The sequence below is a fragment of the Copranaerobaculum intestinale genome, from assembly GCF_009831105.1.
Classification (GTDB): Bacteria; Bacillota_I; Bacilli_A; order Erysipelotrichales; family Erysipelotrichaceae; genus Copranaerobaculum; species Copranaerobaculum intestinale.
Map to the genome: position 1 here is coordinate 300,207 of NZ_WUUQ01000002.1, position 23,460 is coordinate 323,666.

The following is a 23,460-nucleotide window of genomic DNA, read 5'->3' on the forward strand; positions in this document are numbered from 1 at the left end:
ACACGTGTTCGAGATAATCGTTTCAATTGTTTCGATAGGGAAAATCTGCTATGATAGTACGAGCGAAAGGATGTGTGTTTATGAGTGAACTGTTAATCCACAATCTGCATGTTGATGTAGATGGGAAAGAAATATTAAAAGGACTGAATCTGCACGTGAAAAGTGGAGAAATTCATGCCTTGATGGGACCGAACGGGAATGGCAAATCCACCCTGTTAGCTGCTGTGATGGGACACCCGCGCTACCATGTGAGTGAAGGGGAAATCCTGCTTGACGGCAATAATGTATTGGATATGGATGTGGATGAGCGCAGCCGTGCAGGGCTGTTTTTAGGAATGCAGTATCCGGCAGAAGTGCCGGGCGTTACCAATTCGGATTTTTTGCGGGCAGCGATGAACGCCCGTGAAGAACGGCCGGTTTCCTTGTATAAATTCATCAAGGAGATGGAAAAAACGATCGGTGATCTTCAGATGAAACCGGACTTGGCACATCGGTTTTTAAATGAAGGCTTTTCCGGCGGTGAGAAAAAACGCAATGAAATCGTGCAGATGAAAATGCTTCATCCTTCGATCGCGATGCTGGATGAAATTGATTCCGGACTGGATGTCGATGCGTTGAAGGTTGTGGCGGATGCCATAGTGGATATGTATCAAAAGGAAGAGCTCGGATTGATCATCGTATCCCATTATGAACGATTTTATCAGCTTTTGAATCCAACCCATGCCCATGTGCTGATCGATGGAAAAATTGTTATGGAGGGTGATCATGAGCTGGTTTCCCGTATTGATGAGCAGGGGTATGACTGGATCATTGAGGAATTGGGAATTACGCTTGATGAACAAGAGGAAAAGCCACAGCCGCGGATGAGTCTTGGCAGCTGCGCGGTAAAGAAAGAGGCATAGTATGAAGCAGCTGGAAAAGGCAACACATTATGAATTCCATGAGGACGGCTGCTATCATCTTGTTTTAGACGGTGATTGTACGATCACTGTGGATGAACGCATAAACGTTCAGATATATTTCACATATGATAAAGAGCAGACAGATCAAAGGCTGGAGCTTATTGTGAAACCCGAGGCGCAGGTAAAGGGGCTGTTTTTGGCACATGCCCGGTCTGCGGGTTCCCTTCATCATCATTTTCGGGTAATGCGGGATGCCGGCTTGCAAATCGGATACGGAGAATTGCAGGAGGGTTCCATAGATGCGGACATTGTTTGTGATTTGGTGGAGACGGGGGCAAATGCAAGACTGCTTCATACCTGCTTAGCAAATGAACACAAGCATTTTCATATTACCTGCAATCATTTAAAGCCGCATACTGAAGGGCTGATGGAGAATTATGCCGTCGTATCGGAAGACGGAAATTATCGGATGGAAGCCTGCGGTAAGATTGTTAAGGGGGCTTATGGCAGTGCATCGCATCAGCATACGCATGTGCTGACGATGAGTGAGCATCATCGCAGCGAGGTTATTCCTTTACTTTTAATTGATGAAAATGATGTAGAGGCTTCTCATGCGATGAGTCTTGGTCAGCCGGATCGCGAGCAACTGTATTATCTGCAAAGCCGCGGACTTAGTCATAAACAAGCGCTGGGGCTGCTGATGCTGGGGTATATCATGCCGTTATGTCATATCATATCTGACGATGATCTGCAAAAGCAGCTGCAGGAACTCATAGAAAAGAAGGTGGGACTATATGCTTGATCCAAATTTTTACCGCAAGGATTTTCCCATGCTTCAGCATCATCAGATGCAGGGGCAGGAACTGATTTATTTTGATAACGGTGCGACAACTTTTAAGCCGCAGCCGGTAATTGATGAAGTGATGCGTTATTACACCGAGGTGACATCCAATGCTCATCGCGGTGATTACGACTTGAGCTATCAGGTAGATACGGCATTTGAAAATGCCCGTGCCAGCATTGCAAAGCTGATTCATGCCGATCCATCTGAGATCGTCTATACCTCAGGCGCCAGCGGTGCTTTAAATCTAGTGGCATATGGCTTCGGCCGCAAATTCTTACAGGAGGGTGATATTGTGCTTTCAACCGAAGCAGAACACGCTTCCTGTATTCTTCCCTGGATGAAAACATGTGAGGAAACCGGGGCTGAGCTGGATTATATTCCGCTGGATGAGGAAGGACGGCTCACTCTGGATAGTTTTACGGAAGTAATGAATGAACGGGTCAAGATCGTCGCGATAGCACAGGTAACCAATGTGCTGGGATATCAGGCACCGGTAAAGGAAATCTGTGAAATTGCTCACCAGATGGGAGCGATCGTGGTGATCGACGGTGCTCAGTCGGTGCCGCATTTCAGTGTCGATGTGAAAGCGCTGGGCTGTGATTTTCTGGCATTCAGTGCGCATAAGATGCTGGGCCCAAGCGGGGTTGGCGCACTGTATGGCCGCTATGAGCTGTTGGATGCTATGGATACGTTTTTGCTGGGGGGCGGAAGCAATGCCCGCTTTGATATGTGCGGGAATATACTGCTGAAGAATCCGCCGTATAAATTTGAGGCAGGCACTCCTGCTATTGAGGCATCAATGGGATTTGGAGCAGCCTGTGAGTATTTGATGAAAATCGGTATGGACAATGTGCATGCCTATGAACAAGAGCTTCATCGCTATATGATTGACCGGCTTTCCAAGCTGGATAATATTATTTTATACAACGAGCATGCCGATGCGGCAATCGTCACCTTCAATGTGGCAGATGTCTTTGCCCAGGACGCCGCTACGTATTTTAATGCCCACGGCATTGCGGTACGAAGCGGTCAGCACTGTGCAAAATTATTAATTGATAAGCTGCAGACCGGTGCTACCATCCGGGCATCCTTGTATTTCTACAATACTAAGGAAGAGGTAGATCGTTTTGTAGAACTGGCAGCAAAGGCAAATCCTGAGAGCTGTCTGGATGTTTTCTTTTGAAAGGAAGGGTAGTATGGCTTCAATGTTGAATGATCCGATGGTGCTTCGCCAGATTATTATGGATCACTATGAATATCCCCGCAATCATGAATTGACGGACAATGAAAAATATCGGGAAAAGCATATGGCCAGCGATTCCTGTATTGATGATATACGGGTGCAGGCGAAAATCAGTGACGGGGTAATCGATGATATCCGTTTTGATGGTGTTGCCTGCACCATCTCCACGGCATCCACTTCCATTATGAGCGATCTTTTAAAAGGGAAAACGCTGGACGTGGCAAAGGAAATTATCGCGAATTATTACCGCATGATTGATCAGCAGCCGTATGATAAAGAGCTGCTGGAAGAAGCGGTTGCGTTCCATACGGTAGGTTCTCAGGCAAACCGCATCAAATGTGCGACAATCGGCTGGAAAGCCATCGAGCAGCTGATCGAGGAAAGTGAGTCTAAGCATGAGTAACCGTGATGTGTTGAAACAGGAAGAATATCAGTATGGCTTCCATGATGAAGATGTCAGTGTTTATAAAACCAAAAAAGGATTGCGCGAAGAAACAATCCGTGAAATATCAAGCATCAAACAGGAACCGGAATGGATGCTGGATTTTCGTTTGAAGGCGTATCGTCAATTTGAATCAATGCCGCTTCAGGACTGGGGCCCTAATCTGGATGCCCTGGCTTTTGATGACTATACATATTACATCAAACCGAGCGAAAAGCAGGGAAAGGATTGGGAAGAAGTACCGGATACGATTAAAAATACCTTTGACCGACTAGGAATACCGGAGGCAGAACAAAAGTTTTTAGCCGGTGTATCTACACAATATGAGAGTGAAGTAGTGTATCATAACATGTTGGAGGAAGTTGAATCCAAGGGGGTAATCTTCTTGGATACTGACAGCGCACTGCGTAAATATCCGGAACTGTTCAAGAAATACTTTGCTTCGATCGTTCCTTACAGCGACAATAAATTCGCAGCCTTGAATTCAGCGGTATGGTCAGGCGGAAGCTTTATTTATGTGCCGCCGGGGGTGAAGCTGGAAAAACCGCTGCAATCCTATTTCCGTATCAACAGTGAACAGATGGGGCAGTTTGAGCGTACTTTGATCATCGTGGATGAAGGTGCAGATGTGCATTATGTTGAGGGCTGTACAGCGCCTACGTATTCCAAAGACTCGCTGCATGCCGCTGTCGTGGAAATCTTCGTTCACAAGAATGCCCGCTGCCGCTATTCTACCGTTCAAAACTGGTCAGGCAATATTCTGAATTTGGTGACTAAGCGTTGTAAGGTAATGGAGAACGGCTCGATGGAATGGATTGACGGTAATATCGGTTCTGGGATTACGATGAAATATCCGTGCTGCATTCTGGCTGAAGAGGGTGCACGGGGAATGACGATTTCTATTGCCGTTGCCGGTAAAAATCAGATTCAGGATGCCGGAGCGAAAATGATTCATCTGGCGCCTAATACCTACAGCAACATCGTTTCCAAATCAGTATCCCGTAATGGCGGCGAGGTCAACTACCGCGGTACGATCCATCACGCACCGGGCGCTCATCATGCCAAAAGCAAGGTGGAATGCGATACTTTGATTCTCGATAAGGAAAGCCGCAGCGATACGATTCCGCTGAATATCAGCCGCAATCGGGAATCGCAGATTGAACATGAAGCAACAGTTTCCAAAATCAGTGAAGAACAGTTGTTTTATCTGATGTCGCGGGGACTGAAGCAGGAGCAGGCAACGGAAATGATCGTAATGGGCTTTTTAGAGCCGTTTACTCGAGAACTGCCAATGGAATATGCAGTGGAGCTCAATCAACTGCTGAAGCTTGATATGGAGGGCTCAGTCGGCTAATCGAATAATCCTAATGATTTAAACAATCAAAAAAATCATTCTATGCATGCTAAATAAATATAGAAAAAGCAGAAATTGGCGTAAGATTTTACGGATTTCTGCTTTTTTACGTTATGTTTTGTCTGTGATCAGCTAGTGGAAAAGCGAGGATAAAGGTACTTCCTTGATCAGGATAACTTTTGACATGAATAAATCCATCGCAGAGTTCACAAACATGACACACTAGGCTGAGACCGATTCCATAGCCGTCTTTTTTCAAGGTATGGATGCGGTATCCATAATCAAAAATACGCTCCTGCTGGACTTCGCTCATTCCTTTTCCGCGATCTTGCACATATAAAAGAACACTGTTATAGGCTTGACGAAGCGATACTTCAATCGGTTTTTGATCGCCGTATTTTACGGCATTTTCAAGCAGGTTGTCCAATGCTCGGCGAAGCCACTGCTCCTTTCCCAGGATACTGTAATCAGCTTCTTCATCAAATTGAAAAGACAAGGATGGATAAATGCTTCGATATCGGTCACACTGTTCTGCCGCAATCATGGCTAGGTCACAGATCGTTTTCTGCATATCCTGATGAGCGGACAATGCCAGTATGTCATCAATGGATTGTGACAGCTTATCAATATCTCTTGTAATCTGCGGATCATTTGATTGAATCCGTGCTTTCAGCAGCATGATCAGATTTTTCTGTTCATGTGAAATATAGGCATGCAGCCGTTTTTGATCTTCTTCAAAAGCGGTCATTTTTTGATGCAGGATCTGGTATTCTGCTTTTAAATCGTTTGCTTTCACCAAATCAATACGATCATATGATACCTGCATCAGATCATCGGCTATTTCTTTACTGTGTTTTTTATCCAATATGCGGACGCCATATAAAATGATAAATGAAAATAATAAAATACAGAAACAGATCATGGCAATCAATAGCGGCAGATATTGATAAAAAGCTTGTCGGAAATAATCATGCAGCTGCTTGGCGGTGATTGTTGAACGAGTGATTACTTGAGTGCGGAGATTGTCATAATAGTAAATTTGCGGAATATTCTGCATATCGGCATCGGATTTACTGATAAAGAAATAAAAAGATAAACAGATCATCAAAATGAGCAGAAAGGTGCCAATGCTGATCAAAAGCCATTTCTTTTTACTTATGGATGGCATAGAAAGTAACCTTTGCCCTTTTCATTGCATAATACCGATTTTCCGTCAATGATTAGTTTTTTTCGTATATTTGCCATATGGACCCGGATCACTCCGGAGAACGGATCAAATTCTTCATTATATACATGCTCGGCAATTTCACTATTTGAGATGATACGGGGATGCTGACTCGCGATATATTCAAGAATATCATATTCCTTAGGTGATAAAGCAATTTTTGTTTGATCCAGCAGAACGGTTCTGGTATCAACGTCGATGGATAATCCGGCGACTTCAATTTTGGATATCGGCCGACCGTGAAAGCGGCGAATCACCGCCTGGATGCGGGCATGAAGCTCTTTGAAATCAAAGGGCTTTGAAATATAATCATCGCTGCCAAGCTGAAGTCCTTTGACACGGTCTTCAATATCATTTCGGGCACTTACCACCAATACCGGACATGCTACTCCTTTCATACGCCACGCTGCCAGCAAATCAAATCCATCCTGATCAGGCAGATTTAAATCCAACAAAACCGCATCATATGTATTATCATGTATTTTTATATCAGCAGCTTCACCACATGATGCGTAATCACAGGCGTAGCCATATTCACAAAGACGCTCGATCATCAGCGCAAGCAGCTCTTCATGATCCTCAACGATCAACAGCCGCATCAAATCACCATCCTTTCTTTTCGTTTATAAACTATCAAAGGTACAAAGCTTACGTTTCAAGCTCTGTACCGTTGCTTATGAAGCTAACCAGCGTATACTAGATTTCCGCTGCTCATGCCCCAAATTTCATCAGCATATTTGGTGACTTTTTTTGAATGTGTAACGATGATTACACACTTGTTCTGATTGTGTGCAAGATCAACGAGTATTTTAATGATTTCTGCTTCAGTTTCCTGATCGAGATTTCCGCTTGGTTCATCAGCCAGCAGAATATTGGGATCATGAGACAAGGCACGGGCAATTCCGATCCGCTGCTGTTCTCCTCCCGATAATTTTAACACTTTCCGAAAGGCGGTTTTTTCATCAATTCCGACACTTTGAAGGAGCTGCAGAATATATTGCCGATCGTGGGTATGCTTCGACTTGCTGATTGCCATGGACAATTCAATATTCTCGTAGGCTGATTTATTTAATAACAAATTGTAGCCTTGAAAGATGACACCAATTTTATGAGCACGGTAATCATCACGGTCAGCTTTACCAAGATCGTTATTTTCATAAAGGATGGAGCCTTCGCTGCTGACATCCAATCCGGACAACAGGGAGAGCAAAGTTGTTTTTCCGGATCCGGACTTTCCGATAATACAATAGACCTTACCGGCTTCAAAATCAATATTAATATTTTTCAGCGCACGGCGTTTGGTATTTTCATACCGATAGCTTACATTTTTAACTGATAATAGAGACATATGTGTTTATCCTTTCTTAATTTCGTTCCCGAAGAATTCGCATCGGTTCGAATTTCATAGCATAATAGGAGCTCATGATACTTGCCAATAGGACTAGGAAGAGTGCAATGCCGCCTAGCTGCAATATGGAAGATATTTGCAGTACTGCATCAATATGTGTGATTGCGGTATGATCAGTAGCCAAACCACCGGAGAACGAGCTGCCAATGTTTTGGGATAAGCTGCCGCCCATTCCCTGAGAAGCTAATTTATCAGCCAGCATCATGTCTGTAATAGGCTGTGCCAGCAGACTGCCGATAATAAGGCCAATGGCAAGACAGACTACCATGATCATAGCAGATTCTAGCAGCATTTGAAGAACAATATTTCGCTTTTTCATACCCATTGCGCGAAGGACACCAATCTCGTATTTTCTTTCGCGTACTGCCAGCATAGATAGTAGCAGCAGAATAGTGGCTCCCAACACAAGTACCACACCGAGGAACACAGCGGCGACTGTGGACATTTGCTCAATCGGCTTGATAAATGCATTATAAGCAATATCATCGGTTTTTACAGAATAATAGTTTGATAATCCAGCTTTATAAGCTGCTTTTTTAAAGGCATCCAAATCTTTTGGATTTGATAAAAAGAAAGTTCCTTGCAAAATCGGGTTATAAGCATATTCTGAATTGATAAGGCGATCTGTCTTAGTAAAGATCTCACTGTATGTTTCATCATTTTCGCGATGGTAGATACCGCTGATGCGGAATGTCATCGGTTTTAAAACCGTACCTTCCAGATTTTGGTCATGGATATCCTTTGCCTGAAAGGTATCACCGATTTTAAAATGATTCAATTTTGCCAGCTCATCGGATATCACGGCTTCGTCTGCTGCTTTTGGAAATCTTCCCTCACGCAGCTGTGCTTCACGGCTTTGGAAAGCCAGCGCGTTGGATACATTGTCAAATCCGCTGATCTGCATATAAGGCACTCGAGCTCTTTCTAACAGTTCACCGACTCGCTGCATTTCAGTATAACGTTTTTCGATTGGTTCTTTGAAGGTGATCTCATCAGCGATTGCTTCCATGCTGGCCGCGTATTCAACCTTTTTTAGGTAGGGAGAAGCTGCCATTTTTTTGACGATCTCATTAGTAATCGGAGGAGTGGTAAAATCTTCATTTTCGTTAAATTGATTTGCGATTTTTTTATAATCCGGTTCTATATAAACCTGAGTACTGAGCTGATCCTTATATTCTTTAGCGATCTCATCCGTATTGTCACGAATGACGATGGCGACACAGCTCATCGTTATTACGAGCAGAAATATAACTGCAATCATAATATTTCTGCCGGCATTTTGAAAAATATTGCGAAAAGCATTTTTAACAATATACATAATATACCTCATTTCTTTCATCATGTACCACATCTTAACACAGCCTGTGTTAATTTTAAGGCAAGATTTGTGAGGCTTACGGTGATTATTTAAAAAATATGAAGTTGCTGAATTTGATGCTGATACCTCACTGATAATCTTACTGTTTTGTTGACAGTATGAAACCTATCAACTTTTTCCATACTAAAAAATGAGGATGTGAAGGTATGAAAAAAATCGGTCCGGCGGTTTATCTAATGAATTTTTTGGCTTTTTTTGCGATATCTATGGTGAATACCCAAATGATACCGTATTTGTCTAAGGTGGGATATGGGGTCATGGAGCGTGGGTATATTTTGGCTGCTAATTCCATTGTCGCGATCGGCGGACAGCTGCTGTTTGGTTATTTGTGTGATCGCTGCCGCAAGATTCGCCGTTTCTTCGGCATTGCCTATGTTTTACTGCTGTTCAGCAGTATCGCGATGTTTGTCGTGCAGCAAGAGCTTTTCTTTTATCATCTGTTTACGGTAGCGTTAATGGGCGGTATGGTAAAGGTCATCATGGGTCTGGATGAAACATGGATGCTGGAGCTTGATCAACAAAACTACGGCAAGCTGAGGGCGGCCGGAGCCATGGGACTTACGATTGGATCTCCGATCGCCGGCTATTTGATACGACAGTTTTCTTATATGTCATTGGTATACAGCATCATCGGTATATCAATCCTGCTGTTTGTCTGTTTAAAGAAATCTCCGGATGCCAAGCGTGAGGGGGATGAACGGGTGAATTTTAAGAGCTTGGGTCTGCTTTTAAAAAATAAAGCATATCTATTATTGGTTACGATCTTTCTGCTGGTCTATATGATCGGTACAGCGGATCAGTATGTCGTAATCGATAAGATGCTGGCAATCGGGGCAAACAACGCGCAGGTGGGCTTTAAATGGGCATTGCAGTCATTTATGGAAGTACCATTGTTTTTAGGTGCCGCTTGGATCTTGAAAAAGTTTAAAAACTATACGCTTTTGATCTTTGGTACGGTGATGTATTCTTTGAAATTTGTCTGCTATGGCTTTTCGTTTCATCCTTGGATGATCATTGCGACGACTACCTTGCAGCTGGTTACACTGCCGATCATCATGCTTACCAGTAAGGTGCTGGTAAATGAGATCACACCTAAAAAGCTGCAGTCCAGTGCTCAGATGTTCGCGATGGCGATCTTTATCGGGGTCAGCGGATTGATCACGCCGCTCATAACGAGCTTTCTTTGTGATCATATTGGTTATGACTGGACGCTGTATACGGTTGCGATTTTTGGCATCGTACCGTTTCTGTTGATTCTTTGGTACAAGCACATGGATAAAAGTGATTATCAGCAGTCGAAATAATCGATGTGATTTCATAAGGAAGATGATATAATAGGAACGCTGAGAAGGGGTGGAAATGAATGAAAGCTTCAGAACGCACCTGGCTCATTGATTTGGATGGTACCATGTATAAGGGAAATCAAAATATTGAAGGAGCCAGAGAATTTATCGCTTTCTTACAAAAGCAAAAGGCAGAGTACCTGTTTGTTACCAATAATGCGACCAGAACGTGCCTTCAAAACGCAGAGCATATGCAAAAGCTTGGTTTCACCAACCTTTTTGAACGTGATTTTTTTACCAGTGCGATGGCATCGGCCAGCTATATTGCCCGTCATTTTGATCAGCGCAGAGCCGCATATCTGGGCGAAGCGGGGATGGAAGAAGCGCTGCTTGCAAATCATTTTCAAATTTGTGAGGAGCACGCCGATTTTTTATTTGTCGGACTGCAGAAGCAGGCTGATTTTATGGATTACAGCCGTGCTCTGAATATTCTTTTGGGCGGGGCAAAGCTGGTTGGAACCAATGCTGATCGGCGGCTGCCTGATGGTGATGATTATCTGATCGGTAATGGGGCGGTTGTGGAAATGCTGAGCTATGCCAGCGAACAGCTGCCGATTATGATCGGCAAACCCAATGCTTCCATGATGGAAGAGGTCATGCTGTATCTGGGCAAAGCAAAAAGTGAATGTATCGTTTTGGGTGATAATCTTGAGACCGATATTGCATTTGGCATGAATAACGAAATGAATACTGTCTTTGTAAGCAGTGGCGTACACACTTTTGAAGACGTGAAAAAATGTCATAGTAAGCCATATATGCAGGTGTCTGATTTATATGAATTAATGGAATTACTGGTATAATGAAAAAGCAGATACGATAAACTGAAGTAGGAGTGATGTTTATGGATGTATCTACTTTTTTTATCGTATGGCGGGATCTCGGACTGTTTTTGTATGCGGTTTTGAAAGCATTTCTGCCGCTGCCTTCACTGGAGGTTATCCTGGTGCCGCTGTGTATTACGAGTCCTGAACGTTGGATCATCTATTCACTGGAGGGAGCAGCCGGGACATTTATCGGTGGGGCAATCGGATATTTTATCGCGTACTGCATGGGACGTTCCGCACTAAGCCATATGGCAAGTGAGAAGGATATCGTAAGCGGAGAGCGATTGATGGAGCGCTATGGCATGCTGGCGGTATTCATCGGCGGCGTTACGCCGATTCCGGATTTTCTGCTTGCGTATTTAGCCGGCTTTACTCATATGTCCTTCTTAAAATTCACCTGTACCGATGCGATCGCAAGGCTTATGCGATCCCTGCTGGTAACAGGCGTATTAAAAGAGCTTGGTACGGTCATGAATGTAGATCGTTATGGAACAATTTTTTCATTTGGCATCATGGCCATTTTATTGCTTCGATGGCTGTTTGATAAAGTAAAAAGCCGCTCAGCGAGCTGAACAGCTTTTGATAAAAGCGGGAATTATCCGATCGGATTTACCCATTCGTTCGGGATGCCACTGCACTGCCCAGACTGGTAAAGAATCGTGCTGGAACGCTTCAATCGTACCATCGGGATGCGTTGCGGCAATTTGCAGATGATCGGCGAGCTTGGCAATGCGTTGATGGTGATAGCTGTTAATGAAGATCGGTTCTTCATACAGATTGCTCATAAAGGTATGATCGTGAAGTTTTAAAGCATGCATCGGCTGAGTTCCATCACTTTGCGCGTGTTCTTCTTTATTAAAATGCTGCTGCAGCGTACCGCCGAAATAGACGTTCAATACCTGAAGACCGCGGCATATACCCAAAATCGGATTGCCGGCTTTCAAAAAGGCTGAGATCAGCGCATAATCCAGCGCATCAATCGGCCGCTCATAGATATGTGCAAGCGGATGTAACGGCTCTTGAAAATAAGCGCTGTCCATATCATTGCCGCCTGGTACTAATAAAGCATCGCACTGCTTGGCAAACCAATCACTCTGATCATAGCTCATCGCCATGATGAGGCTTGCACCTGCCTGCTGGAAGGCATCCGTGTAAAAAGCATTACAGAAATACTTCTCCATGCCATCCAGAATCTCACAGCGGGCAGCTACTGCTATCTTTAACATAAACATCCAACCTTTCCCAATATACTATGTTAAATCAAGGAAACTTCTCCTGTATCATAGCGTAAAATTTACACAATGAAAAGAGATGTTTTAAAATGTTCGTTTTATACCCGAGAAGGTATAATTAATCGTAGTATTTTATTGACAAGGTTTTGAAAAACCAGTATGATTATTGCAGGTAGAGATACCTCGTGGAAGTATTTCGCTAGTCTATCTTTTCTTCCCCCACCCATATGGATAGATTAGTATCTCCCCCAAAAATTATGATATACTTCCACGCAATCAACGAAAAAAAGACGTCTTAAGGGATGTCTTTTTTTATCTGTGCTTCGCTTTGCTTTATGCTATAATGTAAATTATAGATAAAAGCAAGGGAGTGGTGATGATGTTTAATCCATATTATGATGACTGGATGAAATTAGAGCTAGACACAGCGGTGCTGGAGGTTAGGGAAGCAGCGGGGAAATACTGGCATGCTTTTGAGGAAACCGTCTTTTATCCGGAAGGTGGCGGCATGGATCGGGATACGGGTACGATCAATGAACATGAAGTGCTGGATTTAAAGACGGAAGATGACAAGGTATGGCATCTGCTGGATGAGAAAATACAGGGTCGTGTCCATATGCGTGTGGATAAGGATCAACGGGTGATGAAATGTCAGGTACACAGTGCATCACATTTGATGTGCGGAATTATGAACAAGGTTTATCATGCGGATACGATCAGTTTTTATATGAATGAACATGACAGCGGAGCTGAAATGGGTTTTGAAACGTTTAATGATGAAATCATGAAGGAGCTGGAACGGCTATGCAATGATTACATTTTACAGGATCTGCCAATTGAGATTATTTATCCGACACCAGAGGAAGCACAGCAGCATGTGCTCGACGAAAAATTAAATCATGAAGATCTGCGTGCAGTGATCATCGGAGATATTGACTATAATATGTGCGGCTGCATTCATGTGCCGAGCCTTCGCTACCTGCAATCGTTTAAATTTTTAAACTATGAAAAAACGACTCGCGGTTACAAAATCAACTTCGTCTGCGGAGAGCAGCTGTTACAAACCTATGGCAAACAGATCAAGGTGCTCGCGGACAGCGCTAAGAGCTTAGGCGTGCCGCAGTTGAATCTGAAAGCGGGTATAGACAAGCTTCAAAGTGAATTGAAAGCATCGAAAAATGAAGCGAATAGCTGGAAGCAGCAGGTAATCGAGCTGAAAGCAAAAATCATGCATGAAGAAGCAGAAGCACCGTGTCTGTTTCATGAATTCGACGATATGGATATTAAAACCTTTCAGGGCTTCTGTTCTTATTTTGTGCGGAATTATGAGCATGGTATCTTCTTTCTATGCAAGGTCGAGGATCGCTGTCATGTGATGATATCTCACAGTAAATCTTTTGCCTATCCGTGCGGAGAACTGTTTAAAAAATTATCGGCTGAATACGGACTGCGCGGCGGCGGAAATCCATCCATGGCGCAGGGCGGCGGGGAGTACAGCGAAGCGCTGGTCAACGCCTTGAAGGCTCTTTGCGATGAACAAAATCAGAGTGCCGCATCATGAATGTAACGATTCGGCCGCTGGTTATGAGCGATTTGCCGGATATGGTGAAAGCCGCAAATGATCAGGGCGTATCTGCTTTTTTGCGAGATCGCTTCCCGTATCCGTATACTGAGGAAGCCGGCCGCAGCTATTTGGAATTTTGTGAGAATGCCGATCCTTCGCAGACACTGCAGTATGCAATTCTTGTCAATGGAAAATTTGCCGGCACAATCGGCGTTGAAAAAGCGTGTGATGTATATCGCTTGAACGGTGAGCTTGGCTACTGGCTTTGTCGATCCTATTGGGGGCAAGGGATCGCTACCAAGGCTGTTTCGCTTATGGTGAAGGAAGCTTTTGCCAAGCTGGACATCAACCGTATTCATGCAGAGGTATTTGAACCCAACAAGGCATCTCAGCGGGTTTTGGAAAAAAACGGCTTTGTAAAAGAAGGTCATTTTCATAACAGTGTTATTAAATACGGGCAAATCATTGATTCCGTTATTTATGCAAAATTACTGAAATGATATTATTTACTGAATGATAGAGAATAGCGATCATTATGCGGAAGTTATACGATAATAGATTTTTATGCATAATCTCAAATGAAAAGTACATCCTTCAATTTTGAGTTGAGATGTACTTTTTTTATTTTTGTAAATATTTACCCTGCCAGCTATTCCGCCGTGCAAGCTCTTGATCAATGCCGTTCAGCACTTTCTTTTTATCAGTTGTCCATACCGGAGCGATGAGATCACATGCACGTCCGTCACCGGTTAACCGCTGGATAACGATTGATGAAGGTATGCGTTCCAGCTGATCGACAACTAGAGAGATATAGGCATTTCGAGACATGATCGGAAAAGGAGTTTGTTCATAAAGCTCTGCGAGCCGTGTGTTTTTCAGGATATGAAGCATGTGAAGCTTTAAGCCATGGATCGGAAGTTTTCCCACCCGTACTGCATTATTCAGCATTTGCTCATAGGTTTCACCGGGAAGTCCGTTAATGAGATGAACAACCACTTTTAAATCGGTATCCTTCAGCTTATTGATAATATTCAAAAAGGTTTGATAGGAATGCCCGCGGTTCATCAAATTTGCTGTTTCATCATAGGTGCTTTGCAAACCGAGTTCAATCCAAACCGGCTTATGTTCACAAAGGGACTGCAGATATGTAATTTTCGCATCGTCGAGTGCGTCTGCTCTTGTGCCGATTGATATGCCGGCACAGTCGTCCAGCTTCAAAAACGGCTCAAAGCATTCTTTCAGTTTGGCGATGCTGCCATGGGTGTTGGTGAAATTTTGAAAGTAAGCGATGCCTCGGCATTTCGGCCATTTTGCCTGATACTGCTGTTTTCCGGCCTCATACTGCGCAATTAGATCAAGTGTACGTGACTGGGTGAATTCTCCGCTTCCTTGTTCACTGCAGAAAATACAGCCGCCGACACCGCAGGTACCATCCCGATTGGGACAGCTGAAACCGCCGTCCAGTGCAATTTTAATCAATTTCTCGTGAAACTGGGTTCGCAGGTAATAATTCCAGGTATAATAGCGCTTATTATCGGATGAAAAAGGAAATGGATTTATCATGTTGTTCCTCCTGCTCGTTATTGTATCATAAGGACATATGAAAATCATGGAAGTTCTTATAATTTATCTTTTCAAACAGCACCCTTTGGGATATAATATGTAATACGCAATACATCTAATCATAATCGTGATGTAATAAATTTTCATCAATTTATAATTGGTAATTATTGGAATGTGCAGGGGTGAGTATCGAAATGATCAAGGAAAGAGAAAAAATTCAATGTGCTACCTGCCCGGTGCAGTATGTCCTGGTTTATAAACAGGTTAAAAACATCAATATGCGGATAAATGATCACGGGGATGTCGTGGTTTCTGCTAATCCGATCGTATCTAAAAAGCGTATTGATGATTTTGTTGCGAGTAAATATCTTTGGATTCAGGAACACCGTGATAAAGTGCAGCACCGCAATGCAGTATGCCAAGAGGATGCTTCTTTGTTTATGCTGTTCGGCCGTGAGTTGAAAATCAAACATTTATGCGGCAGTATGAATCGGGTGTGGTATGATGATAATAACCTATATGTACAGACGAAAAAGGGTCAGAATTACCAAAAGGTGCTTGATGCTTTTATCGATCAGCAGTGTCATGATGTGTTTGAGGACATTGCACACATTACGCGGCGGATTTTGAAGGAGTATGATCTTCCCAACGCAGATATCAAAGTGCGGCGCATGAGCCGCCGCTGGGGAAGCTGTATACCTGCGAAACAGCAGATTACACTAAGCCGCAGACTGATTCATTATCCGATAGAATTCATTGAATATGTAGTGATGCATGAATTTGTGCACTTCATCCAGCCAAACCATTCCAAAGCCTTTTACGCAATTATCGAATCGCATATGAAGGATTATAAGCAGCGTATTGAACTCGCTGCCTGATCATAAGAAGGAGACTGCCATGAAACTGATTACTGATACTTCGGCTTTATACACGATTCAGCAGGGGGAAGCAAGGGGGTTCACAGTAATACCGCTCTGTGTGAGCATTCATGACCAGCATTATCGAGACTTGTGTTTTGATAGTGCTGTTTTTTATGAAGAAATCAAAGCCGGCTACATTCCGACTTCTTCTCAGCCGCCGATCGGAGAAGTTATTGAAATCTATGAACGCTATCCAAATGAAGAAATTTTACATATTTGTATGGCTGACGGTCTTTCCGGTACCTATCAGAGCGCTTTAACCGCAAGAGAGAGCATATCCGACAAGGAACGCGTAACTGTGCTGAATTCACAAACGCTGTGCGGTCCTCATCGTTATTTGGTGGAAAAGGCTCATCGGCTGATGCTGGAGGGCAAAGTGATGAAGGAAATCGTTGCTTCACTGCAAGAAAGCATTTCCAAAACAAATTCCTTTTTGATTCCGCAGGATTTTGGTTTCTTGAAGCGGGGAGGACGGCTGAAGCCCGCTGCCGCTACGCTGGGCGGATTGCTGAAATTAAAACCGGTGATGATGGCGGTGGACAACGGCACACGGCTGGATAAGTTTACGATCAGCCGGACACTTACGCAGGCAGTCGCAGCAGTGCTTGATTTTTTTCAGAAGCAGGGAGTAAATGGGGATTATCATATTTACGTTGCCCATAGCCGGGCTGAGAAAGCAGCCTTGAAGATTATGGATGCCCTGCAGGCAATATTCCCTGATGCTGTATATGAAATGCTGGAGCTGTCTCCTGCTTTTATCACCCAGGGCGGACCTGATTGTATAGCTATCCAGTACATTCATAAGTAAAAGTTTAAAAGGCAGATACGTCTGCTTTTTTTTCTTGCTTTATTTACTTGGCTCACATTGCGTCAAGTCATGAAAGAGCGTAAAATAAACATATGATAGTACAAAATGGAAAGGAGAATATGATGTATCTTATAACCAAGAAAGAAGTGCTGAATCCAACCGTTACCAAAATGGTTGTGCAGGCACCGTTTATTGCCAAAAAGGCACAGCCCGGACAGTTTATCATTTTACGGGTACAGGAACAGGGGGAACGAATTCCGCTGACCATTGCGGATTATGACCGTGAGGAAGGAACGATTACGATCATTTTTCAGATCGTAGGACGTACCACCAAGCTCTTGAATATGTTGAATGAGGGTGACAGTATCTTGGATTTTGTCGGACCGCTGGGAAAACCGACTGATATCAAAAATAAGAAGCATGTCTGTGTTGTCGGCGGGGGTGTCGGCTGTGCGATCGCTTATCCGGTTGCCAAGGGACTTCATGAACAGGGGGCAAAGGTTACAGCGATTGCCGGTTTCCGTTCTCAGGACCTTGTGATATTAGAAAAGGAATTTCAGCAGGTCAGTGATTTTCATTTGATCAGTGACGATGGTTCGACCGGACGCAAAGGGCTGGTTACCGATGTGTTGAAAGAATTGATTGAAGCAGGTGAGAAATTTGATGAGGTCATTGCGATCGGACCGTTGATCATGATGAAATTTGTCTGTATGCTTACAAAAGAATACAATATTAAGACCATGGTATCCATGAATCCGATTATGATTGACGGTACCGGCATGTGCGGCGGATGCCGCCTGAAAGTGGGCGATGAGACAAAGTTTGCCTGTGTTGACGGACCGGATTTTGACGGTCATCTGGTTGATTTTGATGAAGCGATATCACGATCTCGCACATATGCGGATTTTGAAGCGCAGGAGCGGGAACGCGAGTGTCATTTACTGAAGGAGGGTGCTTAACATGCCGAATATGAGTTTAGAAAAAGTGGCGATGCCAGTGCAGGACGGCATGGTTCGCAGTCAGAACTTTGAGGAGGTAACCCTTGGCTATAATGAAGCCATGGCGAAGGAAGAAGCTGAACGCTGTCTGCACTGCATCAATAAACCATGTGTTGCCGGCTGTCCGGTAGGTATTGATATTCCAACCTTTATTGAACAAATCAAGGAAGGCGATATGGAGGGTGCCTATCACACGCTGAAGCTGTCCAGCTCACTGCCTGCGGTATGCGGCCGCGTATGCCCGCAGGAATCGCAGTGTGAACAAAAATGTGTACGCGGTATCAAGGGGGAAGCCGTGGCGATTGGCCGGCTGGAGCGATTTGCGGCAGATACACATATGGCAAAGGCGGTTGAAGCAATCAAGCAGCCGGTGAAAAACGGCCATAAGGTTGCGGTGATCGGCGCCGGCCCGGCGGGGCTTACCTGCGCCGGTGATCTGGCGAATGCCGGCTATGAGGTTACCATTTATGAGGCCCTGCACGAAGCAGGCGGTGTCTTGGTCTATGGTATTCCGCAATTCCGTCTGCCCAAAGAAATCGTACATCAGGAAATTGACAATTTAAAAAAGCTGGGCGTTGATATTGAAACCAATATGGTTATCGGCCGGGTTTTAACGATTGAGGAATTGTTTGAAATGGGCTTTGAGGCAGTCTTTATCGGCACCGGTGCCGGCCTGCCCAATTTTATGAAGATGCCGGGAGAAAATTTGAAAGGAGTATACAGCGCCAATGAATTTTTGACCCGTATTAATTTAATGAAGGCCTATGAAGAAGGAGTGGATACACCGATCCAGCATGCTAAGAAAGCCGTTATTGTCGGCGGCGGCAATGTAGCGATGGATGCGGCGCGCTGTGCCAAACGACTGGGAGTTGAAGAAGTCAGTATCGTATATCGCCGTTCTTTAGAAGAGCTTCCGGCGCGTAAGGAAGAGGTGGAGCATGCCATGGAAGAGGGCATCAAGTTTGAGCTGTTGACCAATCCGATCCAGGTGCTCGGTGATGAACAGGGCTGGGTGAAAGGCATGGAATGCGTACGGATGGAGCTGGGTGAACCGGATGCCAGCGGACGCCGCCGTCCGATTGCAGTTGAAGGAAGTAACTTCATTATGGATATTGACTGTATGATCATGGCAATCGGCACTTCTCCAAATCCTCTGATCCGCTCAACGACCCAGGGATTAGAAGCTAATCAGCACGGCTGTATCGTGGCGGATGAGAACGGACTTACGTCACTGCCGGGAGTGTATGCCGGCGGTGATGCGGTAACCGGTGCGGCGACGGTAATTCTGGCAATGGGTGCCGGTAAAAAAGCTGCACATGCCATTGACGCATATTTGATGAAGAAATAAAAAAATATCTGAAAGGGGTTACATTTTATTACAGGATGTGGTAAAATACGAATAGAAGAAAGGGAAGACCTTCTTCTAAACCATCATTTTTTTCATTCTAACACCCTCTTTCAAAACACTTAGGCAATGTTTTGAGAGAAGCTATTTGTGTATTCTTTACATTCCTTCCTTTTATGTAATCGCACAAATGCAAATGTTTCTTATTCATATTTCCTTTCAATTACATGTTTAAGACACTGTAAAGCACAGACGACGGTCTGTGTTTTTACATTACGGGAGGTACAGTTTATGAAAATCCATATCATCGGAGCCAGCGGCAGCGGAAAATCAACCCTGGCCGGTAATTTGTCAAAGCTGCTTCAGATACCGCATTATGATCTGGATGATATATTCTGGGACAATACGCAAAAGACTTATGGAGTAACCATGCCACTGGCGAAACGAAGCCGCATCTTTCATTCGATTTTGCTTCAGGATGCGTGGATCATCGAAGGTATTTATACTAGCTGGATTCAAGAGTCGCTTCAGCAGGCGGATCATATCATCCTATTGGATATATCTCTTGCAAGCTGTCGTTGGCACGTCATGAAACGTTTTTTCAGACGAAAGCTCGGATTGGAGAAAAGCAAGCGGGAGTCCTTGAAATCCCTTGTAAAGCTGCTTTATTGGATGAGTGGTGATCATTTGTCAAAACAGGAATACTTTGCGATGATCGAGGAACGATTTCCGCTTAAAACGGAACATTTAAGAACCGCCCAGCAGATAGAGGAAATGATTATCGGTTTTGAAAACGGCAGTTGACGGAATCGGCTTTCTTTTGTATACTAAACGAGTAAAAGCTATGAAACAGAGCAGTAGCGTCAAGTTGCCTGTGATAGAGATCTGATGGCTGGTGGAAATCAGAACAGTAAACGACGTGAACTCGCTGTGGAGCTGATGGAAATCCGTATTTTCCCGCGTTAAGGGTTGAAGGGCATATCCAGAAGGATATGAACTAAGGTGGTACCGCGTATAAAACGTCCTTAGAAGGACGTTTTTTTATGTTCAGAGAGGTGGATAAAAATGGCTACATTTGATCACAAGACCATTGAGAAAAAATGGCAGAATTATTGGCTTACCAACAAAACATTCGCGTGTGATACGCATGATTTTTCAAAACCGAAATACTATGTGCTGGATATGTTTCCGTATCCGAGCGGAAACGGTCTGCATGTCGGGCATCCGGAAGGGTATACGGCAACTGATATCATTGCCCGCATGAAGCGTATGCAGGGCTATAATGTGCTGCATCCGATGGGCTGGGACGCGTTCGGACTTCCGGCAGAACAATTTGCCATCAATACCGGACATCATCCGGCGGAATTTACGAAAAAGAATATTGATCATTTTCGGGAACAGATTCAGGCGCTAGGATTCTCTTATGACTGGGATCGGGAAATTTCGACCACTGATTCCGACTATTATAAATGGACACAGTGGATTTTCCTGAAGTTATATGAAAAGGGTCTTGCTTATGTGGCGGAGATCCCGGTGAACTGGTGTCCAGAGCTTGGTACTGTGTTGGCCAATGAAGAGGTAATCGACGGCAAAAGTGAGCGGGGCGGCTTTCCGGTCATTCGTAAGCCGATGCGTCAGTGGGTATTGAAAATTACTGCTTATGCAGAGCGATTGTTAGAAGACCTGGAGCTTTGCGACTGGCCGGCTTCCACCAAAGAAATGCAGATCAACTGGATCGGTAAATCGCAAGGGGCAAACGTTATCTTTAAAATTAAAGATACTGATAAAGAATTTACCGTCTTTACGACCCGGTGTGATACGCTGTTTGGTGCAACCTATTGCGTCATGGCGCCGGAACATCCGTTCGTGGATGAGATAACCAGTGAAGCGCAAAAAGCTGAAGTAGCTGCTTACAAGCAGGTGTGCGCGATGAAATCCGATATGGAGCGCACCGAATTGAATAAAGATAAGACCGGTGTCTTTACCGGTGCATATGCGATCAATCCGGTCAACGGTAAGGAAGTGCCGATCTGGATTTCCGATTATGTATTGGCAAGCTATGGTACCGGTGCTATCATGGCGGTACCTGCTCATGATGACCGGGATTATGCCTTCGCCAAAAAATTCGGATTGGAAATCAAACCGGTGCTGGCGGGCGGCGATGTCGCAAAGGAAGCATTTACCGAAGATGGGTTACATATCAATTCAGAATTTCTAAACGGTATGGACAAGCAGACCGCGATCGATACGATGATCGAATGGCTGAAAGAACATCAATGCGGTGAGGCCAAGGTTACGTATAAGCTGCGCGACTGGCTGTTCTCCCGGCAGCGATATTGGGGCGAACCGATTCCGATCATCCATATGGAGGATGGAACGATGCGTGCGGTGGACGTCGATGAATTGCCGCTGGAGCTGCCTGAAACGGATAACTTCAAGCCTTCCGGAACCGGTGAATCACCGCTAGCTCATTGTGAGGATTTCCTACATGTGGAGATTGATGGCGTCAAGGGTATCCGAGAAACAAATACCATGCCGCAATGGGCTGGCAGCTGCTGGTATTATCTGCGCTATATTGATCCGCATAATCATGAAGCGCTGGCTGATCCGGAATTGCTGAAGCATTGGCTGCCGGTCGATCTATATGTCGGCGGGGCAGAGCACGCGGTCCTGCATCTGCTGTATTCCCGTTTCTGGCATAAAGTGCTGTATGACTGCGGTGTGGTTCCTACGAAGGAACCATTCCAGAAGCTGTTTCATCAAGGGATGATCCTCGGTGAAAATAATGAAAAAATGTCAAAATCTCGCGGCAATGTTGTGAATCCGGATGATATCATTTTGTCTCATGGCGCCGATGCGCTGCGGGTTTATGAAATGTTCATGGGACCGCTGGAGGCAGCGCTGCCATGGAGCACAACCGGCTTGGACGGCGCACGCCGCTGGATCGATCGTGTCTATCGTTTGTTTACGCAGCAGATTCAAATCGTCAAAGAAAATGACGGCAAGCTGGATCGCAGCTACCATGCGATGGTGAAGAAGGTCACCGGTGATGTGGAAACACTGAATCTGAATACTGCCATTTCAGCAATGATGGTATTTGTCAATGATTGTTACAAATGTGAAACGATCTGCCGAAAGTATGCGGAAGGATTTGTTAAAATGTTTGCCTGCTTCGCTCCGCATATCGGTGAAGAAATCTGGTCTGAAGTCTTTCATCATGAGGGAACGATCGCCTATGAACCATGGCCAATTCATGATGAATCCATGCTGGTTGAAGATGTGGTTGAAGTCATTGTTCAGGTCAACGGAAAGCTGCGCGGCAAATTCAGCGCTGCGGTTGGTACGGATGAAGAAGCGCTCAAAGAACAGGCATTGCATATATCCGCCGTGCAGACTCAGCTGGCCGATAAAACCGTTCGTAAGATCATTGTAGTAAAGGGCAGGGTCGTAAATATTGTCGCAAATTAAACGGAAGTCGTCTTCCGTTTTTTTTAATCCGTATTATAATGAAGAAAAGGATGTGATGTTATGAAACTGATGATTCTGAACGGCTGCAATCTGAATATGATGGGGATCCGCGAAAAAGAAGTATACGGTGATGCAGACTATAACGCACTGTGCAGGACGATCGAGCAAGCGGCGAAACAGCTTCAGGTGCAGGCGGATATTTTTCAATACAACGGCGAGGGAGACTTGATTGATGCACTGCAGCGGGCCTATTTTGAGGCGTATGCCGGAGTTGTGCTCAATGCCGGAGCCTATGCCTGTTATAGTTATGCGCTGTATGATGCGATCAAAAGCATACATGATCGCGTTCCGGTCGTGGAAGTTCACATTACCAATATGCATGATCGTGAAGAATTTCGATCGCATAGTGTGATTGCGAAGGCATGTGCTGGCTATATCAGCGGCTTTGGTTTTTCAGTATATGAGCTGGGCATGCGGGGACTCCTTGAATATCAGCGTACGGTATAAATCACAGGTATTCATCCGTAATTGGCGAAAAGTAAGTAATATTTGTCAGCTATATGAATATCTGCTATAATAGACAAGGAAAATTTGGAGAG

Annotated in this window: 23 protein-coding genes and 1 other annotated feature; of the genes, 17 read left to right on the forward strand and 6 right to left on the reverse strand. The window is 44.5% G+C overall.

Annotated features, from left to right (window positions below; all coding sequences use genetic code 11):
• The first annotated feature begins 80 nt into the window (after window positions 1-80).
• Genes sufC through sufB form a run of 5 tightly spaced genes read left to right on the forward strand, consistent with a single transcriptional unit; the run spans window position 81 to window position 4,785 of the window.
• Window positions 81-902, forward strand: coding sequence for a Fe-S cluster assembly ATPase SufC (gene sufC / locus GSF08_RS06260; RefSeq protein WP_160624978.1), 822 nt, complete (start codon window positions 81-83; stop codon window positions 900-902).
• A gap of 1 nt (window position 903) precedes the next feature.
• Window positions 904-1,704, forward strand: coding sequence for a SufD family Fe-S cluster assembly protein (locus GSF08_RS06265; RefSeq protein ID WP_160624979.1), 801 nt, complete (start codon window positions 904-906; stop codon window positions 1,702-1,704).
• Window positions 1,697-2,929 carry an aminotransferase class V-fold PLP-dependent enzyme gene (locus GSF08_RS06270; protein ID WP_160624980.1) on the forward strand — a complete coding sequence of 411 codons (1,233 nt, stop codon included), beginning with the start codon at window positions 1,697-1,699 and terminating at the stop codon, window positions 2,927-2,929. The genes GSF08_RS06265 and GSF08_RS06270 overlap by 8 nt, the downstream gene beginning before the upstream one ends.
• Before the next feature lie 13 nt (window positions 2,930-2,942).
• A complete protein-coding gene (gene sufU, locus GSF08_RS06275; protein WP_160624981.1) occupies window positions 2,943-3,392 on the forward strand; it encodes a Fe-S cluster assembly sulfur transfer protein SufU in 450 nt (149 codons plus the stop codon).
• Window positions 3,385-4,785: a Fe-S cluster assembly protein SufB gene (sufB, locus tag GSF08_RS06280; RefSeq protein ID WP_160624982.1), complete on the forward strand. Its 1,401-nt coding sequence runs from the start codon at window positions 3,385-3,387 to the stop codon at window positions 4,783-4,785. Before sufU ends, sufB begins: the two co-directional genes overlap by 8 nt.
• 106 nt (window positions 4,786-4,891) lie before the next feature.
• Here sufB and GSF08_RS06285 read toward each other — a convergent pair whose 3' ends face one another.
• The 4 genes from GSF08_RS06285 to GSF08_RS06300 all read right to left on the reverse strand — a co-directional run bounded on the left by GSF08_RS06285 (window position 4,892) and on the right by GSF08_RS06300 (window position 8,736).
• Entirely contained in the window at window positions 4,892-5,953 is a 1,062-nt protein-coding gene (locus GSF08_RS06285; RefSeq protein WP_160624983.1) for a sensor histidine kinase, read from the reverse strand.
• Window positions 5,941-6,609, reverse strand: coding sequence for a response regulator transcription factor (locus GSF08_RS06290; protein ID WP_160624984.1), 669 nt, complete (start codon window positions 6,607-6,609; stop codon window positions 5,941-5,943). The genes GSF08_RS06285 and GSF08_RS06290 overlap by 13 nt, the downstream gene beginning before the upstream one ends.
• A gap of 83 nt (window positions 6,610-6,692) precedes the next feature.
• Complete coding sequence (locus tag GSF08_RS06295; protein WP_160624985.1) at window positions 6,693-7,358, reverse strand: ATP-binding cassette domain-containing protein; 666 nt, start codon at window positions 7,356-7,358, stop codon at window positions 6,693-6,695.
• 16 nt (window positions 7,359-7,374) lie between these two features.
• On the reverse strand, window positions 7,375-8,736 hold the full coding sequence (locus GSF08_RS06300; RefSeq protein ID WP_160624986.1) for an ABC transporter permease: 1,362 nt from the start codon (window positions 8,734-8,736) through the stop codon (window positions 7,375-7,377).
• A 206-nt stretch (window positions 8,737-8,942) separates the two neighbouring features.
• Here GSF08_RS06300 and GSF08_RS06305 point away from each other — a divergent pair, with 206 nt between their 5' ends.
• From GSF08_RS06305 to GSF08_RS06315, 3 genes are read left to right on the forward strand one after another with little or no spacing between them, the layout of a single operon-like run.
• Window positions 8,943-10,100 carry an MFS transporter gene (locus GSF08_RS06305; RefSeq protein ID WP_160624987.1) on the forward strand — a complete coding sequence of 386 codons (1,158 nt, stop codon included), beginning with the start codon at window positions 8,943-8,945 and terminating at the stop codon, window positions 10,098-10,100.
• 59 nt (window positions 10,101-10,159) lie between these two features.
• Entirely contained in the window at window positions 10,160-10,939 is a 780-nt protein-coding gene (locus GSF08_RS06310) for an HAD-IIA family hydrolase (RefSeq protein WP_160624988.1), read from the forward strand.
• Window positions 10,940-10,980: 41 nt separating this feature from the next.
• Entirely contained in the window at window positions 10,981-11,535 is a 555-nt protein-coding gene (locus GSF08_RS06315; RefSeq protein WP_160624989.1) for a YqaA family protein, read from the forward strand.
• Here the strand turns inward: GSF08_RS06315 and GSF08_RS06320 are convergent.
• Window positions 11,524-12,189 (reverse strand): gamma-glutamyl-gamma-aminobutyrate hydrolase family protein, encoded by a 666-nt coding sequence (locus GSF08_RS06320; RefSeq protein ID WP_160624990.1) that lies wholly within the window; start codon window positions 12,187-12,189, stop codon window positions 11,524-11,526. The genes GSF08_RS06315 and GSF08_RS06320 overlap by 12 nt on opposite strands.
• A 382-nt stretch (window positions 12,190-12,571) precedes the next feature.
• Here GSF08_RS06320 and GSF08_RS06325 point away from each other — a divergent pair, with 382 nt between their 5' ends.
• Together GSF08_RS06325 and GSF08_RS06330 are read left to right on the forward strand one after the other, a co-directional pair.
• Window positions 12,572-13,756 (forward strand): alanyl-tRNA editing protein, encoded by a 1,185-nt coding sequence (locus tag GSF08_RS06325; RefSeq protein WP_160624991.1) that lies wholly within the window; start codon window positions 12,572-12,574, stop codon window positions 13,754-13,756.
• Window positions 13,753-14,259 carry a GNAT family N-acetyltransferase gene (locus tag GSF08_RS06330; protein WP_160624992.1) on the forward strand — a complete coding sequence of 169 codons (507 nt, stop codon included), beginning with the start codon at window positions 13,753-13,755 and terminating at the stop codon, window positions 14,257-14,259. The genes GSF08_RS06325 and GSF08_RS06330 overlap by 4 nt, the downstream gene beginning before the upstream one ends.
• A 121-nt stretch (window positions 14,260-14,380) precedes the next feature.
• On the opposite strand, the gene mnmL is transcribed toward GSF08_RS06330, so the two are convergent.
• Window positions 14,381-15,322 (reverse strand): tRNA modification radical SAM protein MnmL/YtqA, encoded by a 942-nt coding sequence (mnmL, locus tag GSF08_RS06335; RefSeq protein ID WP_160624993.1) that lies wholly within the window; start codon window positions 15,320-15,322, stop codon window positions 14,381-14,383.
• 194 nt (window positions 15,323-15,516) lie between these two features.
• Between mnmL and GSF08_RS06340 the strand changes: the two genes are divergently transcribed.
• The 7 genes from GSF08_RS06340 (at window position 15,517) to GSF08_RS06370 (ending at window position 23,368) form a co-directional block, all read left to right on the forward strand.
• A complete protein-coding gene (locus tag GSF08_RS06340) occupies window positions 15,517-16,200 on the forward strand; it encodes a M48 family metallopeptidase (RefSeq protein WP_160624994.1) in 684 nt (227 codons plus the stop codon).
• Window positions 16,201-16,219: 19 nt separating this feature from the next.
• Entirely contained in the window at window positions 16,220-17,050 is an 831-nt protein-coding gene (locus tag GSF08_RS06345; RefSeq protein WP_160624995.1) for a DegV family protein, read from the forward strand.
• Between the two features lie 122 nt (window positions 17,051-17,172).
• Window positions 17,173-18,009, forward strand: a complete 837-nt coding sequence (locus GSF08_RS06350; RefSeq protein WP_160625380.1) for a sulfide/dihydroorotate dehydrogenase-like FAD/NAD-binding protein — start codon at window positions 17,173-17,175, stop codon at window positions 18,007-18,009.
• 1 nt (window position 18,010) lies between these two features.
• The gene (gene gltA / locus GSF08_RS06355; RefSeq protein ID WP_160624996.1) at window positions 18,011-19,396 is read left to right on the forward strand and encodes an NADPH-dependent glutamate synthase; all 1,386 of its coding nucleotides are present in this window, start codon (window positions 18,011-18,013) and stop codon (window positions 19,394-19,396) included.
• 288 nt (window positions 19,397-19,684) lie between these two features.
• On the forward strand, window positions 19,685-20,197 hold the full coding sequence (locus GSF08_RS06360; RefSeq protein ID WP_160624997.1) for a P-loop NTPase family protein: 513 nt from the start codon (window positions 19,685-19,687) through the stop codon (window positions 20,195-20,197).
• A gap of 31 nt (window positions 20,198-20,228) precedes the next feature.
• Window positions 20,229-20,423 (forward strand) — a binding site (T-box leader).
• Between the two features lie 35 nt (window positions 20,424-20,458).
• A complete protein-coding gene (leuS, locus tag GSF08_RS06365; protein ID WP_160624998.1) occupies window positions 20,459-22,861 on the forward strand; it encodes a leucine--tRNA ligase in 2,403 nt (800 codons plus the stop codon).
• A gap of 60 nt (window positions 22,862-22,921) precedes the next feature.
• Window positions 22,922-23,368: a type II 3-dehydroquinate dehydratase gene (locus GSF08_RS06370; RefSeq protein WP_160624999.1), complete on the forward strand. Its 447-nt coding sequence runs from the start codon at window positions 22,922-22,924 to the stop codon at window positions 23,366-23,368.
• Window positions 23,369-23,460: the final 92 nt, after the last annotated feature.